The following is a 16938-nucleotide window of genomic DNA, read 5'->3' as shown; positions in this document are numbered from 1 at the left end:
GGCTTTTTGTTGTGAGAAAACCTCTTAGCAGCCTGTATCCGCGGGTTAAAGAGAGTGTTTTACATATAAAGGAGGAGAAACAATGACAACCATCAAAACATCGAATTTAGGATTTCCGAGAATCGGACTGAACCGGGAATGGAAAAAAGCACTTGAAGCGTATTGGAAAAGCAGTACTGATAAAGATACGTTTTTGAAGCAAATCGACGAACTATTTTTATCCGCAGTAAAAACACAAATTGACCAGCAGATTGATGTTGTGCCTGTTTCTGATTTCACACAGTATGACCATGTACTCGACACAGCAGTCAGCTTCAACTGGATTCCGAAACGTTTTAGACATTTGACTGACGCTACCGATACATACTTCGCTATCGCCCGCGGAATCAAAGACGCCGTATCTAGTGAAATGACAAAATGGTTTAATACAAATTACCATTACATCGTTCCGGAATATGACGAGAGCATTGAGTTCCGTCTGACAAGAAACAAACAACTCGAAGATTATCGCCGGATCAAACAGGAATACGGTGTGGAAACAAAGCCTGTGATTGTCGGCCCTTATACGTTCGTTACGCTTGCTAAAGGCTATGAACCGTCTGAAGCAAAAGCGATCCAAAAACGCCTTGTGCCATTATATGTACAGCTTTTGAAAGAGCTTGAAGAAGAAGGCGTAAAATGGGTTCAAATCGATGAGCCGGCGCTCGTTACCGCCTCTAGTGAAGATGTCCGCGGTGCAAAAGAATTATTTGAAAGCATTACAAGTGAGCTTTCATCCTTGAATGTGCTTTTGCAGACGTATTTTGATTCTGTTGATGCTTATGAAGAGCTGATCTCTTACCCGGTTCAGGGTATTGGCCTTGATTTCGTTCACGACAAAGGCAGAAACCTGGAACAGCTTAAAACACATGGCTTTCCGACAGACAAAGTGCTGGCAGCCGGTGTTATCGACGGACGCAACATTTGGAAAGCGGACCTTGAAGAGCGTCTCGATGCCGTTCTTGATATTCTCAGCATTGCAAAAGTTGATGAACTGTGGATTCAGCCTTCCAGCAGCCTGCTGCATGTTCCGGTAGCGAAACACCCTGATGAGCATTTGGAAAAAGACCTATTGAACGGATTATCCTACGCAAAAGAAAAGCTGGCCGAGCTGACAGCTTTGAAAGAAGGCTTAGTATCAGGAAAAGCGGCGATCAGCGAAGAGATTCAGCAGGCTAAGGCTGATATCCAGGCGCTTAAACAGTTTGCAACAGGCGCCAATTCTGAACAAAAGAAAGAGCTTGAGCAATTAACTGATAAAGACTTCAAGCGCCCGATTCCGTTTGAAGAACGTTTAGCCCTGCAAAATGAATCTCTCGGCCTTCCGCTTTTGCCGACGACAACGATCGGCAGCTTCCCGCAGTCTGCTGAAGTGCGGAGCGCACGCCAAAAATGGCGGAAAGCTGAGTGGTCCGATGAACAGTATCAAAACTTTATCAATGCGGAAACAAAAAGATGGATTGATATTCAGGAAGAATTGGAGCTTGATGTCCTTGTTCACGGCGAATTTGAACGGACAGACATGGTCGAATACTTCGGTGAAAAGCTGGCCGGTTTCGCCTTCACTAAATATGCCTGGGTTCAATCATACGGCTCACGCTGTGTCCGCCCGCCAGTCATTTACGGAGATGTTGAATTTATTGAACCGATGACAGTGAAAGACACAGTCTACGCACAGTCATTGACTTCCAAGCATGTAAAAGGAATGCTGACGGGCCCGGTTACAATCTTAAACTGGTCTTTCCCTCGAAACGACATCTCGAGGAAAGAAATCGCCTTCCAAATCGGGCTTGCCCTTCGCAAAGAAGTTAAAGCGCTTGAAGACGCAGGCATTCAAATCATTCAAGTCGATGAACCAGCGTTGCGTGAAGGCCTTCCATTGAAAACCCGCGATTGGGATGAGTATTTGACTTGGGCGGCAGAAGCTTTCAGATTAACCACTTCTTCCGTGAAAAACGAGACACAAATTCATACACATATGTGCTACAGCAACTTCGAAGATATCGTTGATACAATCAATGATCTTGATGCCGATGTGATTACAATCGAACATAGCAGAAGCCACGGAGGATTTTTAGATTACTTAAAAAACCACCCGTATTTGAAAGGGCTTGGCCTTGGTGTATATGACATTCACAGCCCTCGTGTGCCGTCAACTGAAGAAATGTACAATATTATCGTTGATGCGCTTGCCGTCTGTCCGACTGACCGCTTCTGGGTAAATCCAGACTGCGGATTGAAAACAAGACAGCAGGAAGAAACGGTTGCAGCATTGAAAAACATGGTTGAAGCTGCAAAACAGGCAAGAGCACAGCAGACACAGCTAGTATAATTTGAAAAAACCATCTGCATTTGGCAGATGGTTTTTTTCTATAATACAGCCACAATAGTTTCTTATTTTAGCAAATCCCCCAATTACTTTGTTTATTTTGCACTTTTTTAAGAATGTTCTTTGCATTTTTTTCGGCTATACTAATAACACTCTATTGACAGGAGGGATTGGGATGAATCATGAAACGTTCTTAAAACGGGCTGTCACTCTCGCATGTGAAGGAGTGAATGCAGGAATCGGCGGGCCTTTTGGAGCCGTTATCGTGAAAGACGGAGCCATTATTGCAGAGGGACAGAACAACGTCACAACAAGCAATGATCCGACTGCCCACGCGGAAGTCACAGCTATTCGAAAAGCCTGTAAGGTGCTAGGAGCATACCAGCTTGATGACTGCATTTTGTATACGAGCTGTGAACCATGCCCAATGTGCTTGGGCGCTATCTACTGGGCCCGGCCTAAAGCCGTTTTCTATGCAGCTGAGCACACAGACGCTGCCGAAGCCGGGTTTGATGATTCATTCATTTATAAAGAAATTGATAAACCTGATGAAGAAAGAACGATCCCCTTTTATCAAGTGACACTAACAGAGCATTTATCCCCTTTTCAAGCATGGCGGAACTTCGCCAATAAGAAAGAATATTAAAAGGATCAGGCATGCGCGGCCTGGTCCTTGTTATTTCTCCAAGTAGCGCTATGCCCTGTGCAAATACAAAACAGCAATTATGCGCGCCGGAATTCAGCTTGGCAGACACCGAGCCAGCCGCCCCCTTCATCTGTAACTTTTGCAGGCTTTAAACGCTGTGATCGCTTCTCTGACGTTTTATCAATTTCTGTGCCCACCCCTACCCCGTTCCGCGTCAATTCATAATGGATATAAGTCTAAATCCATTTATAAGAAATGTCTCAGACTTCGAAAAGATCACACCCGCTCCGACACCAAAAAACATCCTGAGAACACTCAGGATGCCGGTCATTATTTTAATTCTAGTTTTACATCAACATTTCCTCTGGTTGCTTTTGAGTAAGGACAGAATTCATGAGCGGCGTTGACAAGCTCTTGTGCCTTTTCCCGATCTAAATCTTTCGTGTTCACAACAAGTGTGACACCGATTTTAAAGCCGCCGTCGCTCTCATCCTTCATGAGGCTGACCTGCCCTTCAATCTCCGAATCAATTTCGATATTCTGCTCTTTGGCTACGTGTTCGAGCGCGCCGCCAAAGCATGCAGCATACCCTGCCGCAAAGAGCTGTTCCGGATTTGTGCCGGTTTGTCCTTCTTTTTTGGCATTTGGCATGACAATATCAAAATCAAGAACACCGTCATCTGATGTAATATGTCCTGCCCGTCCGCCTCGCGCGGTTACTTTTGCTGTAAATAGTGCCATATTTCCCAACCTCCTTATTTGTATCTAGTTGTTATATTTCCCTTTCTGATCTTTTTAAACATGCTATGTTTGCCGAGAATAGGAAAAGTGAGGTTTTTCAGATACAATAGAATCGAATGACAAAAAGAGTTGGTGAACAAAATGGAAAATAAATTTGATCATATGAAATTGGAGAATCAGCTTTGTTTTTTGCTATATGCGAGTTCGCGGGAAATGACAAAGCAATACAAGCCGCTGCTTGATAAGCTGAATATAACATACCCCCAATATTTGGCTTTGTTATTGTTATGGGAACATGAAACGCTTACTGTCAAAAAAATGGGCGAACAGCTGTATTTAGATTCAGGGACGCTCACTCCGATGCTTAAACGAATGGAACAACAGGGTTTGATTACGAGAAAAAGATCTGAAGAGGATGAGCGGTCCGTGTTGATCAGCCTGACAGAGGACGGAGCGTTATTAAAAGAAAAAGCGGTTGACATTCCAGAGACAATTCTGGGGCTCTCAAAGCAGTCTGGGGAGGATCTCAAACAGTTAAAGTCCGCTCTATATACATTGCTGGAAACACTTCATCAAAAAAATTGAGGATGCCTTGTACAAGGCATCCTCTTTTTATTTATTCAGTAACCTCAAGTGTCACATCTATATTTCCGGAGGTTGCTTTTGAATACGGGCAGACGCCGTGCGCTTTTTTCACAAGCGCCTCCAATTCTGATGCACTGACTCCTTCTCCTTTTACCTGCAGTGTCACACCCAGCTTGTAGCCCTGGTCCGCTTCATCCTTTAACAGGCTTACATTCGCTGTAACCTCTGTCTCTACTTTTACCCGTTCTGTTCTTGCGACAAGCTGCAATGCGCTGTCAAAGCAAGCTGCATAACCTGCTGCAAACAGCTGCTCTGGATTTGTCGCTTTTTCTAATTTCTTGGCTCTCGGTGTCCCCGGCATTGCGACATCAAGCTCAAGAACGCGGTCTGATGAAATGACCTTTCCTTCTCTTCCTCCTACCGCTGAAACAGTTGCTGTAAATAATGGCTGACTCATTTTTCATTCCCCCAATATATTTTATACAATTAAATTGTACACAATTAATTTTGGTATGTCAATTTTTCACGTATAAAAAAGCTTATCTCATTACGAGATAAGCTTTTTCATTGAACATTGCCCCGCTATTCACGGATTTGCCCAGTTCCTTTAATGATGTATTTTGTAGAAGTCAGTGCAGGAAGCCCCATCGGTCCTCTTGCATGAAGCTTTTGCGTGCTGATGCCGATTTCGGCTCCGTAGCCGAATTCAAAGCCGTCGGTAAAGCGGGTTGACGCGTTATGATAGACAGCGGCAGCATCGACAGCCGTTTGAAAATATGCCGCGTTTTTGTCATTTTCAGTTAAAATCGCTTCAGAATGATTGGTGCCGTATTGTTGGATATGCTTTACAGCTTCTCGGACGTTTTCAACCGTCTTTACGCTGAGGACAGGCGCTAAAAATTCGGTTTCCCAATCTTCTTTTGATGCTTGTTTGCTTGAAGGATGAAGTTCACATACCAATTCATCACCGCGAATTTCAACTCCCGCGTTTTCCAGCTGGTCCAGCAATTCTTTCCCGTGCTGTCTCGCCCAAGCCTTGTGAATCAGCAATGATTCAATCGCGTTGCATACAGAAGGGCGCTGCGTTTTGGCATTTACGACAACCTTTTCTGCCATTTGCGGTTTGGCTGTTTTGTCAATGAATATGTGGCAGTTTCCTGCTCCCGTTTCTAGTACAGGAACTGTTGATTCTCTCACAACGAGATCAATCAGTTTCTTGCCTCCGCGCGGAATCAATACGTCTAAACCATCATTTAACGTAAAGAGCTCTTTTGCTGTCTCTCTGCTCGTATCCTCAATCAGCTGCACAGCGTGAATCGGAAGCGCTGATTGCTCAAGTGCTCTGTGAATGACACTGACGAGCGCTTTGTTGCTATGGATGGCTGAGGAGCTTCCCCGCAGAACAACCGCGTTCCCTGTCTTCAGGCAAAGGGTAGCTGCATCAACTGTGACGTTTGGCCTCGCCTCATAAATCATTCCTACGACACCGAGCGGCACACGGATTTTTTCAATAAACAGGCCGTTTTCTTTTTCAATCGTTTCAAGAGAGTCGCCGACCGGGTCCGCTAAGTCGATTAAGAGCTCCACCGCGTCCGCGATATCGCGTATCCGTTTCTCATCCAATGTGAGACGGTCAATGATGTCCGGTGTTAAACCATTCTCTTTTCCGTTCTCAATGTCTTTTGCATTCTCCGCCAAGAGAAAATCAAGTTCTTTGCGGAGTCCGTTTGCAATGAGGCTGAGCGCCTCATCCTTCTCGGCTGTTGTTTTCATGATCATTTCGGCTGCTGCTTCTTTCGCCAGCTTCGCTTTTACAGAAACTTCACTCATTTTTCCGCCTCCTAGTCGTTTACATTGACCCAGTCATTCCTATGAATAACCTCAAACGTTTTCTCAAAATCAAGTTCGTCACTGCGTTTGCCTTTGGCTTCCATAATCTCCTCAGAGGAGTAATGGGTTTGGCCTTTGCCGATCACGCCGCCCGGTCCCCTGACTTCCACAACCGCCCCTTTCGGAAAGCTTCCGTTCACACCCACAACGCCAGCGGGCAAAAGGCTGCTTCCATTATGGATTATCGCCTCCTCGGCACCCGCATCAATGATAATTTCTCCCGATATCGGCGAGTGGAACTGAATCCACTGCCTTGTGTTGTTAACCGAAGATAGTTCTTTGTCTCCGATATAAGTGCCGTCTCCCCTGCCGTCCAAAATGTCCGCAAGTTTTTGCTCTCCGCTGCCAGTTCCAATGAATACTTTCACTCCCAGAGACAGCGCGGTTTGTGCGGCTAACAGCTTTGATTTCATTCCGCCGGTTCCGACCTTTGATCCGGCTGAACCTGCATATCCAAGCAATTCAGGCGTGATCTCCGGCAAATAATCAAATCGTTTCGCCTCAGGATTTTCATTTGGATTGGCATCATACAGTCCGTTAATGTCGGTGAGAATCATGAGCTGGTCCGCGTGAATCAATCCGCTGACTAACGCAGAAAGCATATCATTATCTCCGAATGTCAATTCTTCAACAGATGTAGAATCGTTCTCGTTGATAATCGGAATGACGCCGCGTTCCAATAATTCCATTATCGTAGCATACGCGTTTCGATACCGTTCTCTTTTCGAAAAATCATTTCTCGTTAAAAGGATTTGTCCCGGAGTCAGTGAGTATTGTTTAAATTGATTCATATATTGCTGCATTAACAGTGTTTGTCCGACCGCGGCCGCCGCCTGTTTTCCTTTGATGGTAACGGGACGGGACGGATATCCGAGGCTGGAAAACCCCGCCGCTACGGCACCCGAGGTAATCAGAATCATTTCATGCCCCGCTTTTTTTAACACGGAAATCGCCTGAACATGCTCTCTGATTTTTGCCTCATCAATGCTTCCTTTGCTATTTGTGAGCGAACTGCTTCCTATTTTCACTACTATTCTTTGTTTTTTCATTTATTCTCCTCCGCGGCTCTTCTACAATAAAAAAACCCATTTCATCCTGATTCATAAGGACGAAATGGGTTTCCGTGGTACCACCTTGATTGAACGCGCTTGTGCACGCTCCGCTCTCCTGTAACGCCAGGTTATGCGCCTAGGTTTTCCCCCTAGGACTCCAAGGCAGGTTCGGCAGGTTTCATGCGGCAAAATGTTTCAGCGATTCATTTTGCTCTCTGTCACAGAAAGATCTGCTTACTAATCCTCTTCAACGCTCAATGATTTTTTTATATTATGCAAAGAAAAAAGACACTTGTCAAGGTTTTTTGTCATCAAAAATAGCCCGCTTTGCGCGGGCCTCTTTCAGTCTAGTTAAAGACGATTGTTTTATTTTCATGAACGATGACACGGTCTTCCAAATGCCATTTCACAGCACGGGCAAGCACGCTGCGCTCAATTGTTCTTCCGATGTTTTTCAGCGCTTCCGCATTATCGCGGTGGTCCACACGCTCAATATCCTGTTCAATGATCGGTCCTTCATCAAGATCGTTTGTCACATAGTGAGATGTCGCACCGATCAGTTTCACGCCGCGCTCGTAAGCCCGTTTGTACGGATTCGCACCGATAAAAGCAGGCAGAAATGAATGGTGGATATTGATGATGCGATTCGGATGAGCCGAAACAAAATCAGGAGTTAGAATCTGCATATAGCGTGCAAGCACGATGACATCAACATCGTACTGCTCCAGCAGTTCAAGCTGCTTCTTTTCGACTTCCGCTCTGATGTCTTTGTTCGCTTTCATATAGTGGAATGGAATGTTCAGGCGCTCAACCAGCTCTCTCGCTTCCTCATGGTTACTGATGACAACAGCGATCTCCGCCATCAGGTTGCCGGTTTGCCATTCCCAAATCAGCTCATGCAGGCAATGAAGCTCCTTTGAAACAAAAATGGCGACACGCTTCAATTCACTTGCCAAAGTTAAGCTCCATGTCATGTCGAATTTTTCCGCTACAGAGGCAAACGCCGCCTGAAGAGATGCTTTTTTCTCACGAATGCCCGCGCAGTCGAATTCGATTCTCAGGAAGAACCGGCCGCCTTCAGGGTCTGTCGTATATTGATTTGATTCTATAATATTGGCATCGTGTTCAAATAAAAACGCAGAAACTGCAGAGACGATACCCGGCTGATCGGGGCAGCTGACCAAGAGCCGCCCTTTATCCTCATTTCCGTCACGGTATTCGTCCAACCGCTGAGTCATATATGATTTCATGAATAATCCCTCTTATCTTTGTAAGTCTAAACTATTTATCCATTATACTGAAGATTTGATAAAAATCAATTTATGACAGAATTTTTAAACCAACCGCTGAGCATAAAATCAACGCGATAAAGAAGATCCGTTTGGCGTCTTTCTGCTCCTTGTAAAAGAGGATGCCGACAAGCGCCCCGCCAGCGGTGCCAATTCCTGTCCAGACCGCGTAAGCCGTTCCCATCGGAATGGTTTCCATTGCGTACGACAGCAAGGAAAATGAAGCGGCAAAACCAACAATGATCAACAGCACCCATTTCACGCTTTTTTCTTTCGCATATTGATTCATAAGGGCCACGCCGGCCATTTCTAAACAGCCCGCGCACAGTAAACTGATCCAGTGCAGCATTATGCCTCGCCTCCTTTTTCCTCTGTCTCATCCTGTGTCACAAGCTTCAACCCGATTACACCGATTAAGAGCACGCCAATTAACAATAGCTTCGGCCATCCAATCGGTTCATGAAACAGAACGATTTCACTAAGTACTGTTCCCGCTGTGCCGAGCCCGGTAAAGACGGCATACACGGTACCAACAGGCAGAATGTGAGTCGCCTTTATTAGAAGGTAAAAGCTGAATATGATGCCGATGGCAGTGCCGCTCCATGTTAAGGCTGAGTCAGCGTGCTTTAAGCCTATCACCCAAACAACCTCGAAAACAGCGGCAAGCACGACCAATCCCCATTTCATTTTGAGTCATTCCTTTCTATCTATTAGGATTCTCCGAAAACAAAAAAACCCCGGACAGTCGTCTCACATGAGATTGACTCTCCCGGGCTTTTTTCCCTCCGTGTGCATACGCGCTTCTATTTACGCGTACGTGTTTTCTCTCGGACCAGTCCATGTCAATTGACATGCGGAACCCTAGAAAACTTTACATGATATCATGATACTAAACTCAGCTCTATCTTTCAATTGTAAGATTTTCTTTCATATACCGCGATCGGTTTATTCCATTTTCTGGTCGTTTTGCTGTAATGCATGCCGATTTTCTCCGCTACCCGTATGGACGCTTTGTTACCCGGATCAATCAAAGCTGCCATTTTGCCGAACTGCCGCTCGTTAAAGCCATAGTCCAGACAGGCCCGAGCCGCTTCTTGCGCATAGCCGTTCCCCCAGTGGCGGCGGGCAAACATATAGCCAATTTCCATTACGGTTTGATTTTCGATCTGCTGGGGAACGATGCCGCATTGCCCCAAAAACTCCCCTGTCCGGTTATCTTCGGCGATCCACAGACTAACGCCGTACCCTTTTTCATTTCGTTGGTTCCAATTGATCCACTCGCGGGTTTGCCTCTTATCTTTTAAATCGGAATAATATTTCATGACGTCAGGATCATTAAAAAGCAGCCTAAACAAATTGGCTTGATCCCGATCTTCCATACAGCGCAAACGAATTCGATCGGTCACAAGCTTCGTTTTAGCGTTCATACTTCGCCACATCCTGCTTCCATTCTTTTTTGAGAGCTTCAATATGTGCCTGATGATAGCGGTTATGATCTGCCATATGCCAAATTCCCCATCGTATCGTCGCGGTGTCACCTTCGAAAGAAAGCGGCTGGTTCAAAGCATTTTCAGTTAAAGTGAAGCATACCGATTTCAGCTCGTCTACTACATGCTGATGTCTTTTCAGGAGTTCATCTAAGTCTGGCTGATTCACCGGTTCAGGCAGCCGTCCGCTTTCATCTGTCATGGGGCCGTATGCCTGTTCAATATGGTTAGGTATCCGATTTTCCTTGATACGCCAGACCCATCTGATATCAACATTTGTGATATGGTGCAAAAGCTGAGCCGTGCTGTTTTTTGTTTGGCAGCGCCCCTTATAGTAAAGTTCACTGTGTGTCATATGGCTTACGATAGAAGCCAGACGGAGACTATTTTCTTCCACTGCGGAATACAGCAGACTAACCGTTGGCGCCATGTCGTTTCTTATGGATAAGTCCTTCATGTTCAGTTCCCCTCCTAACTAGGTACATTTGACACCAAACAAAAATTCCCTTTAAAAAAGAAAAAAGCTCTCATTACAAGAGAGAGCCATCTTAATTGTTATTTCCCGGTTTATATAAGTAAGGATCATGCTGCGGGTCATTAGAGGTATTTAAATCAAGGGATATATCACCTCGCGCATTCATCGTGCCTAAGGTGATCGAAGACAGCAGTTTGGGGCTGTACCCTTTTTCCTCAAGCTTCTCAAACAGCCAGGATCGGTTTTTTTGGAGATATTTCAAATTATGATCAAGGATTTCGCCATCCAGTATGAGCGGAATCGGGATAAAATTCCGTTCAGCTTCCATATTCAAATCCCGCACCTGTACCGCTCTCGCTTCCTCTTTCGGGATGACGCTTACTTCTCCCGTTTCTTCAATGATAGCAAGATCAATGTCAGCCGGGTCGGCATAGCCCTTTTCCCTCAGCTTTCCGAGCAGTTCATTAACAGTCAGCCTTTCTTTACGAAGGCCGCGTTCATCAATATCCCCGTTCCGGATAAGGACAGTCGGGCTCACGACTAGGAGCCATCGCCATTTATTAGATAAAGAGAGCTTGCTCATGATAAGATAAAGCACCAAAAAAGCACCCGCATAATAAATTGACATCGGCAGCTTGGATGTAAGGATCGGCTCACTGATAATGGTTCCGATTGCGAAGGTCAAAAGCAGATCAAAATTGTTCATTTGTGACACAGCTTTTTTACCGGCAAGCCGAAATAAAATATATGCAATCGAAAATACGATAACTGGCTTCAGTAAAAATACCCATATCATCCATAACACCGATCTTTACCTCCATCCGCTGGTCATATTGAGCCTATTGTGCCCCTTGGCAGGCCCTCTATGCATCAGTGTCTAAATAGGCGAACGTGCACCTCGCCTGAACATAACATAATAGAAAGTGACACCGATTGGAGGCGCAATACGCAATATGAAAAATCAGAAGTCGAATACCCTTTGGCCCTTTGAGCTGCCATTGGCTTCCCAACCCACGGGCTACCAGCAGCAAACAATCGACAGGCTGGCCGGTTTGGAGCTAAGGATGGAGCAACTAATTAGAGCGATTGAGGTAAACAATGAATTGCTGAGAACAATGCAAGAACAGCAAAACCGTGTATGCACAAATGGCGGCGGGTCTGTGATTGTCCGGATGTAGAAACCGGCGTTTGTCTACCTACTTATATCTCAATAAAAAACTCTTCTCTGAAAGGAGAAGAGTTTCATGTATGTGTTCAAACGGACTGCGCCAAACTTAATTGCGGACCGAATAGCTCGTAATGGATAGACTCCGGCGCTGATCCGAGCTCTGATACAAGCTTATGCATTGCCGTAATAAACGACGGTGAACCGCAAATATAGTAATCCGCATCTGTGTTGGCAATCAGTTCTTTGAGGAATTGCTGATCAATCTGTCCTTCATGAAAATGCAGATCACCTGCACGGTCTTCCTCTGTCGGCTCGCGATACACAAATGCTGTTTTAACAGCAGAATGTTTTGCTGCTTCTTCTACCTCATGGCGCAATGCATGATATTCACTGTTTTTCGCCGCATGAATGAACAGAATTTGCCGTTCAGGCTGTTTGGAAACAGATGTTTTCAGCATGCTGATCATTGGTGTAATGCCAACTCCGGCACTGATCAAAACGAGATCTTTTTGTGATGCAGGATCTAAAATAAAGTCCCCTGCCGGTGCGCTGATCTCTATTGAATCTCCCTCCTGCAGCCCATCGTGTAAGTAGGAAGACACGACACCATCCTTCTTCACGGAAATTCGATAATAGTCTTTTCCCGGCATATCAGACAGGCTGTACTGGCGGATATGCGTATATTCAGAATCAGGAATCCGCACTTTGATGCTGATATATTGCCCTGCTTGGAATTCAGGTAACGGCTTGCCGTCTTCCGTTTTCAAATAGAAGGATGTAATTTCTTTGCTTTCCCGCTCTTTTTTTGCGATTACGAATGGCTTATACTCTTTCCAGCCGCCGGCTTGCTCTTCAGCCTGTTCATACATGTCTTTTTCAATTCCGATGAACGCGTCAGCAATGACTCCATACGCTTTTTCCCATGCCTGCATAATGTCAGGGGTTGCAGCGTCTCCCAATACATCTTTAATCGCAATCAGTAAATATTTACCGACGATTGGGTAGTGCTCAGGCTTAATTCCGATACTGCGGTGCTTGTGGCCGATTTGTTTGACAACCGGAATGATGTTTCCTAATTGGTCAATGTTTGCCGCAGCTGCAATAACGGCATTTGCCAGTGCAGTTCGCTGTGTTTTTTTCTTTTGGTTTGTTTGATTAAAAATGTTCAAAAGCTCTGGATGGTCTTGAAACATCCGATCGTAAAAACGGCCAGTGATTGTTTCTCCATGCTGTTGCAATACGGGTACAGTGCTTTTAATAATTTCGATTGTTTTGTTATCTAACATTGTATAAACAATCCTTTCGAAAAGATGTATTTAGAATATATCTTTAAAATACATGATCTTAGGAATAAAAGATATATCTAAAATGAATCTTTAATAAAGTTGTCACAAAATTATCAATTTAACATGACATTTGTTACTTTTTTATAGAATCCCCTAGCAAAAACGGACTAACCATTGTAATAATCACCATTGAAAAGTACAAAAAAACCCAAAACAACTTATGTTTTGGGTTTAACGTCACCAAGGTTTATCAGTTCCGAGCGCATTTGCAAGCGCCTGGCTGTGTTTCTTGCGGTTCTTTCGTTCATTAGCGCGCTGTACTGCTGTATTATGAAGCATGATTTCTTCTTCTGTTTCCGGTACAACTCTCGGCACAGGCACCGGCTTGCCATTTGAATCTAATGCGACAAATGTCAAAAAGGATGTGGCAGCGAGTTCCCGTTCGCCAGTCATCAAATGCTCCTTAATGACTTTCACAAATACTTCCATAGAAGATGTGCCGACCCATGTCACATATGACTCTAGGCAGACAGAATCCTTTTGCCCGATCGGCTTTAAAAAATCTACAGAATCCATTGAAGCCGTTACGGTTTCACGTCTGCAATGGCGCGCCGCGGAAATAGAGGCAATGTCATCGATGTAGCTCATTAATTTTCCGCCAAACAGCGTATTATGGTTGTTCGTGTCAAGCGGGAACACCCTGCTGGTTTTTACAACCTTTGACTCTTTACAAAATCTTGTTTCCGGTGTTTCCATACCTTTCTCCCCTTTGATGTCTGATCTTTTAGCTAAATGCACTTATATTCTCCTATTAAACAATATTCTCTTCCATTTGTCTAAAATTTAAAATGGTTTAATGATTTTCATGATGAGGGAATAATAAATGTATTCTTCACACTTTAGGAGGAAAAACAAATGGACGTATCCATCCCGAAAACTCAGCACAAAACAGTATGCCGAACGGAATACGGCACACTTCAGAAAGTGATCTTATGCAAACCTGAGCACATGACCATAAAAGATGTTATAAACGAAACACAAAAACATTTTGAAGATGACAATATTCATGTAAAAACCGCCAACGACCAGCACAGCCGTTTAGTGGAGGCACTTAGGTCACACAACGTTGAGGTCGTCCTTTTGCCCGTTCGCGACGGACTCCCAGAACAGGTTTTTACTAGGGATATAGGGTTTGTCATCGGAGAAAAAGCCTTTCTGTCGAGCATGACTGAACCGATTCGCCAAGGAGAAGAAGCCGTTATAAAAGATTTTTTTCACAGCCAAGGTATCTCTTACACCCGCATGCTTGATACGAGTATTGAAGGCGGAGACGTCATTATCGATGATGACATTGTCTATGTCGGAATCAGCCAGCGCACCGACATTTCAGCTATCGGCCAGCTGGAAGAGGCACTTCCTGAATACACGATCGTTCCAGTGAAGCTGCATGAAAAATTTTTGCATTTGGACTGCGTATTTAACATTGTATCTGAAAGCGAAGCGTTAATTTATCCACAAGCCATTGAGCCAAAGGCAGCCGATATGCTGGCAAAACGTTATGATCTTATTGAGGTGCCCGAGGACGAACAATTTACGCTTGGCACCAACGTCCTTTCAATCGAAAAAAAAACGATCATCAGTCTCCCTGGCAACCGCCATGTCAATCAACAGCTATCGAAAAGAGGCTATCACATTATCGAAATTGACCTGTCAGAAATTATTAAATCGGGCGGCTCCTTCAGGTGCTGCACAATGCCGCTGATTCGAGGCGATTGAAGAATCTTCCCCTTTTTCATGTTTTGAACAGCTTATTTTAGCAAGATACGTTAATATAGAGGTGACATCATTTTTAAGGGGGAAATCGCATGACAAAATACATAGGATATGTGGGAACATATACAAAAGGCGGAAGCGAAGGAATTTATTCATTTGAGCTTGATACTGAGAAAAAAGCATTGAGCGAGCCAAAGCTGGCCGCTAAGCTGGGCAACCCGACATATGTGGCGCCGAATAAAAACAACACCATCCTTTACTCCATCGAAAAAGCAGACGGCCAAGGCGGAGTTGCTGCCTATCAAATCGATAAAAACAGCGGCGAATTGACATTTCTGAATCATCAGTTAATTGATGGCCCTTCGCCATGCCACGTAAGCGTTGATGATCAAAATCAATTCGTACTGACTGCCAATTATCACAGCGGGAAGGTACACGTTTTTCCGGTTCAGGAAGACGGCAGTTTGCAATCACCTGTTTCAGAGGCCGCTCACACAGGAAGAGGGCCGCACGAAAGACAAGAAAAACCGCATACACACTACGCGGGGTTCACACCTGAACACAATTATGTGGTAGCGGTTGATTTAGGTATAGATAAGCTGTACACCTATAAGATGAAAGACGGCGTATTGACTGAATCCGGAAGCCATTCCTTCGCTCCCGGTGCAGGACCTCGCCATATCGCTTTTCATCCGAAAGAAAAATACGCTTATGTCATGACAGAATTAAGCAATGAAGTGATTGCGCTTGAATACAACCCGACAGCCGGCGAATTTAGAGAAATCCAAGTCGTTTCTGCCATCCCTGATGATTTTACAGATAACAGCCAGGGAAGCGCAATTCATGTCACGCAGGACGGACGTTTTGTTTATGTCGCAAACCGCGGCCATGACAGTATCGCCGTATTTGAAGTGAATCAATATTCAGGAGAGCTGGCCTTCGTAGAAAGAGTGTCGACAGAAGGAAACTGGCCTCGTGACTTTGTATTTGACCCAACGGAAGGGTTCCTCGTTGCTTCAAATGAAGAAACAGGCAACCTTGTCTTGTTTGAAAGAGACAAAGAAACCGGCCGATTGACACTCCTCCCATCAACGGTTTCTGTCCCTTACCCGGTTTGTGTAAAGTTTTTACATCAAGTATAATCAAATGGAGTGGCTCTAGTAAAAAGGAGCCACTCTTTTTATTTATCTCACTTTTTCCTTCGTTTCAGCAGTTCGATACAAATGGCAAGCGACAAAGCGGCCGGGTTCGATTTCTTGAAGCTGGGGACGGGATTCCCCGCATTCAGGCATCGCCTCCGGGCAACGGGTCCGAAACACGCAGCCGCTCGGCGGATTGACTGGGCTCGGCAGCTCCCCTTTCAAGAGAATACGCTCACGCTTGTCCTCCAATTCGGGATCCGGAATCGGAATCGAGGATAAAAGCGCCTTTGTATAGGGATGTAGCGGCTCACGATACAAAGTGCCGCTCTCTGTAATTTCCATCATGTGCCCTAAGTACATGACACCGATCCTGTCACTGATATGCTTCACCATCGAAAGATCGTGGGCAATAAATAAAAATGTGAGCCCTTTTTCTTTTTGAAGCCGCTTCAGCAGATTGACCACCTGCGCTTGAACCGAGACATCAAGAGCAGAAATCGGTTCGTCCGCCACGATAAATTCAGGATTCAGCGACAGTGCTCTCGCAATCCCGATTCTCTGTCTTTGCCCGCCGCTGAATTCATGCGGATAACGGCTGCCAAAATCGGAGTGAAGCCCAACTGCCTCAAGGAGCTCGTCCACGACGAGAAGCCGCGCTTTATGGGTATTGTAGAGATTGTGAATCTCCATCGGCTCCAAAATAATTTCTCGAACGGTCATGCGCGGGTTCAATGAAGCATAGGGGTCCTGAAAAATCATCTGCAGTTTGCGGTTGAAGGCAAACTGCTCTTTTTCACTTAGTACATGAAGATTTGTGCCGCGGTATACCACACTTCCTTCTGTAGGCTGATAGAGGCGCATCAGCACTCTCCCCAAGGTTGATTTCCCGCACCCTGATTCCCCGACTAGCCCGAACGTTTCTCCTTCACGAATCTGAAAGGTAACCCCGTCGACGGCTTTGACTGTCCGCTTTTTCCCTGCGTCAAAATGCATTTTTAGCTTGCTGACCTCTAACAAAGGCAGTGGCGTCATTTGT

19 protein-coding genes, 1 riboswitch and 1 other annotated feature are annotated in these 16938 nt (G+C 45.1%); of the genes, 6 read left to right on the top strand and 13 right to left on the bottom strand.

Annotated elements, in window-relative coordinates:
• Nucleotides 1-82: 82 nt before the first annotated feature.
• Together metE and guaD are read left to right on the top strand one after the other, a co-directional pair.
• The gene (gene metE, locus NX903_RS06545) at nucleotides 83-2371 is read left to right on the top strand and encodes a 5-methyltetrahydropteroyltriglutamate--homocysteine S-methyltransferase (protein ID WP_086343754.1); all 2289 of its coding nucleotides are present in this window, start codon (nucleotides 83-85) and stop codon (nucleotides 2369-2371) included.
• Between the two features lie 172 nt (nucleotides 2372-2543).
• Nucleotides 2544-3014 carry a guanine deaminase gene (gene guaD, locus NX903_RS06540; protein WP_021479438.1) on the top strand — a complete coding sequence of 157 codons (471 nt, stop codon included), beginning with the start codon at nucleotides 2544-2546 and terminating at the stop codon, nucleotides 3012-3014.
• 330 nt (nucleotides 3015-3344) lie between these two features.
• On the opposite strand, the gene NX903_RS06535 is transcribed toward guaD, so the two are convergent.
• Nucleotides 3345-3755: an organic hydroperoxide resistance protein gene (locus NX903_RS06535; protein WP_003232570.1), complete on the bottom strand. Its 411-nt coding sequence runs from the start codon at nucleotides 3753-3755 to the stop codon at nucleotides 3345-3347.
• A gap of 141 nt (nucleotides 3756-3896) precedes the next feature.
• Between NX903_RS06535 and ohrR the strand changes: the two genes are divergently transcribed.
• Nucleotides 3897-4340 carry an organic hydroperoxide resistance transcriptional regulator OhrR gene (gene ohrR / locus NX903_RS06530; RefSeq protein ID WP_014476587.1) on the top strand — a complete coding sequence of 148 codons (444 nt, stop codon included), beginning with the start codon at nucleotides 3897-3899 and terminating at the stop codon, nucleotides 4338-4340.
• 31 nt (nucleotides 4341-4371) lie between these two features.
• On the opposite strand, the gene NX903_RS06525 is transcribed toward ohrR, so the two are convergent.
• From NX903_RS06525 to NX903_RS06485, 9 genes are all read right to left on the bottom strand, one after another.
• Nucleotides 4372-4797, bottom strand: coding sequence for an organic hydroperoxide resistance protein (locus tag NX903_RS06525; protein ID WP_024572767.1), 426 nt, complete (start codon nucleotides 4795-4797; stop codon nucleotides 4372-4374).
• Between the two features lie 125 nt (nucleotides 4798-4922).
• Nucleotides 4923-6170, bottom strand: a complete 1248-nt coding sequence (gene proA, locus NX903_RS06520; RefSeq protein WP_086343753.1) for a glutamate-5-semialdehyde dehydrogenase — start codon at nucleotides 6168-6170, stop codon at nucleotides 4923-4925.
• Nucleotides 6171-6181: 11 nt separating this feature from the next.
• Nucleotides 6182-7279, bottom strand: a complete 1098-nt coding sequence (proB, locus tag NX903_RS06515) for a glutamate 5-kinase (protein ID WP_086343752.1) — start codon at nucleotides 7277-7279, stop codon at nucleotides 6182-6184.
• 52 nt (nucleotides 7280-7331) lie between these two features.
• Nucleotides 7332-7542, bottom strand: a binding site (T-box leader).
• An 87-nt stretch (nucleotides 7543-7629) separates the two neighbouring features.
• The gene (gene purU, locus NX903_RS06510) at nucleotides 7630-8532 is read right to left on the bottom strand and encodes a formyltetrahydrofolate deformylase (protein WP_014479590.1); all 903 of its coding nucleotides are present in this window, start codon (nucleotides 8530-8532) and stop codon (nucleotides 7630-7632) included.
• Between the two features lie 70 nt (nucleotides 8533-8602).
• A complete protein-coding gene (ykkD, locus tag NX903_RS06505) occupies nucleotides 8603-8920 on the bottom strand; it encodes a multidrug efflux SMR transporter subunit YkkD (protein ID WP_014476583.1) in 318 nt (105 codons plus the stop codon).
• Nucleotides 8920-9258, bottom strand: coding sequence for a multidrug efflux SMR transporter subunit YkkC (gene ykkC, locus NX903_RS06500; RefSeq protein WP_017695099.1), 339 nt, complete (start codon nucleotides 9256-9258; stop codon nucleotides 8920-8922). The genes ykkD and ykkC overlap by 1 nt, the downstream gene beginning before the upstream one ends.
• 77 nt (nucleotides 9259-9335) lie before the next feature.
• A riboswitch (guanidine-I (ykkC/yxkD leader) is annotated at nucleotides 9336-9447 on the bottom strand.
• A 32-nt stretch (nucleotides 9448-9479) separates the two neighbouring features.
• A complete protein-coding gene (locus NX903_RS06495; RefSeq protein WP_086343751.1) occupies nucleotides 9480-9998 on the bottom strand; it encodes a GNAT family N-acetyltransferase in 519 nt (172 codons plus the stop codon).
• On the bottom strand, nucleotides 9988-10515 hold the full coding sequence (locus NX903_RS06490) for a DinB family protein (protein WP_086343750.1): 528 nt from the start codon (nucleotides 10513-10515) through the stop codon (nucleotides 9988-9990). The genes NX903_RS06495 and NX903_RS06490 overlap by 11 nt, the downstream gene beginning before the upstream one ends.
• 91 nt (nucleotides 10516-10606) lie before the next feature.
• Entirely contained in the window at nucleotides 10607-11338 is a 732-nt protein-coding gene (locus tag NX903_RS06485) for a DUF421 domain-containing protein (RefSeq protein ID WP_017695102.1), read from the bottom strand.
• A 148-nt stretch (nucleotides 11339-11486) separates the two neighbouring features.
• Between NX903_RS06485 and NX903_RS06480 the strand changes: the two genes are divergently transcribed.
• Nucleotides 11487-11711: a hypothetical protein gene (locus NX903_RS06480; protein ID WP_017695103.1), complete on the top strand. Its 225-nt coding sequence runs from the start codon at nucleotides 11487-11489 to the stop codon at nucleotides 11709-11711.
• Nucleotides 11712-11787: 76 nt separating this feature from the next.
• Here the strand turns inward: NX903_RS06480 and hmpA are convergent, their stop codons facing one another.
• Entirely contained in the window at nucleotides 11788-12999 is a 1212-nt protein-coding gene (gene hmpA, locus NX903_RS06475; protein WP_326237698.1) for an NO-inducible flavohemoprotein, read from the bottom strand.
• A gap of 225 nt (nucleotides 13000-13224) precedes the next feature.
• A complete protein-coding gene (locus NX903_RS06470) occupies nucleotides 13225-13743 on the bottom strand; it encodes an acyl-CoA thioesterase (RefSeq protein ID WP_003232595.1) in 519 nt (172 codons plus the stop codon).
• Between the two features lie 159 nt (nucleotides 13744-13902).
• Here NX903_RS06470 and NX903_RS06465 point away from each other — a divergent pair, with 159 nt between their 5' ends.
• Together NX903_RS06465 and pgl are read left to right on the top strand one after the other, a co-directional pair.
• Entirely contained in the window at nucleotides 13903-14763 is an 861-nt protein-coding gene (locus NX903_RS06465) for a dimethylarginine dimethylaminohydrolase family protein (RefSeq protein WP_086343748.1), read from the top strand.
• Between the two features lie 89 nt (nucleotides 14764-14852).
• The gene (gene pgl, locus NX903_RS06460) at nucleotides 14853-15902 is read left to right on the top strand and encodes a 6-phosphogluconolactonase (RefSeq protein ID WP_024573560.1); all 1050 of its coding nucleotides are present in this window, start codon (nucleotides 14853-14855) and stop codon (nucleotides 15900-15902) included.
• Nucleotides 15903-15944: 42 nt separating this feature from the next.
• On the opposite strand, the gene NX903_RS06455 is transcribed toward pgl, so the two are convergent.
• Nucleotides 15945-16934, bottom strand: coding sequence for an ABC transporter ATP-binding protein (locus tag NX903_RS06455; protein ID WP_086343747.1), 990 nt, complete (start codon nucleotides 16932-16934; stop codon nucleotides 15945-15947).
• Nucleotides 16935-16938: the final 4 nt, after the last annotated feature.

This window comes from Bacillus sp. FSL R5-0576 (assembly GCF_038004765.1).
Lineage (GTDB): Bacteria > Bacillota > Bacilli > Bacillales > Bacillaceae > Bacillus > Bacillus subtilis.
The sequence above is the reverse complement of the archived record's forward strand: the minus strand, read 5'-3'. Positions and strand labels throughout refer to the sequence as shown.

Bases quoted from the DNA above. Each gene is read 5' to 3' on its own strand.
- metE (WP_086343754.1), top strand. From the start codon at position 83: ATGACAACCATCAAAACATCGAATTTAGGATTTCCGAGAATCGGACTG.
- guaD (WP_021479438.1), top strand. From the start codon at position 2,544: ATGAATCATGAAACGTTCTTAAAACGGGCTGTCACTCTCGCATGTGAA.
- NX903_RS06535 (WP_003232570.1), bottom strand. From the start codon at position 3,755: ATGGCACTATTTACAGCAAAAGTAACCGCGCGAGGCGGACGGGCAGGA.
- ohrR (WP_014476587.1), top strand. From the start codon at position 3,897: ATGGAAAATAAATTTGATCATATGAAATTGGAGAATCAGCTTTGTTTT.
- NX903_RS06525 (WP_024572767.1), bottom strand. From the start codon at position 4,797: ATGAGTCAGCCATTATTTACAGCAACTGTTTCAGCGGTAGGAGGAAGA.
- proA (WP_086343753.1), bottom strand. From the start codon at position 6,170: ATGAGTGAAGTTTCTGTAAAAGCGAAGCTGGCGAAAGAAGCAGCAGCC.
- proB (WP_086343752.1), bottom strand. From the start codon at position 7,279: ATGAAAAAACAAAGAATAGTAGTGAAAATAGGAAGCAGTTCGCTCACA.
- purU (WP_014479590.1), bottom strand. From the start codon at position 8,532: ATGAAATCATATATGACTCAGCGGTTGGACGAATACCGTGACGGAAAT.
- ykkD (WP_014476583.1), bottom strand. From the start codon at position 8,920: ATGCTGCACTGGATCAGTTTACTGTGCGCGGGCTGTTTAGAAATGGCC.
- ykkC (WP_017695099.1), bottom strand. From the start codon at position 9,258: ATGAAATGGGGATTGGTCGTGCTTGCCGCTGTTTTCGAGGTTGTTTGG.
- NX903_RS06495 (WP_086343751.1), bottom strand. From the start codon at position 9,998: ATGAACGCTAAAACGAAGCTTGTGACCGATCGAATTCGTTTGCGCTGT.
- NX903_RS06490 (WP_086343750.1), bottom strand. From the start codon at position 10,515: ATGAAGGACTTATCCATAAGAAACGACATGGCGCCAACGGTTAGTCTG.
- NX903_RS06480 (WP_017695103.1), top strand. From the start codon at position 11,487: ATGAAAAATCAGAAGTCGAATACCCTTTGGCCCTTTGAGCTGCCATTG.
- NX903_RS06470 (WP_003232595.1), bottom strand. From the start codon at position 13,743: ATGGAAACACCGGAAACAAGATTTTGTAAAGAGTCAAAGGTTGTAAAA.
- NX903_RS06465 (WP_086343748.1), top strand. From the start codon at position 13,903: ATGGACGTATCCATCCCGAAAACTCAGCACAAAACAGTATGCCGAACG.
- pgl (WP_024573560.1), top strand. From the start codon at position 14,853: ATGACAAAATACATAGGATATGTGGGAACATATACAAAAGGCGGAAGC.
- NX903_RS06455 (WP_086343747.1), bottom strand. From the start codon at position 16,934: ATGACGCCACTGCCTTTGTTAGAGGTCAGCAAGCTAAAAATGCATTTT.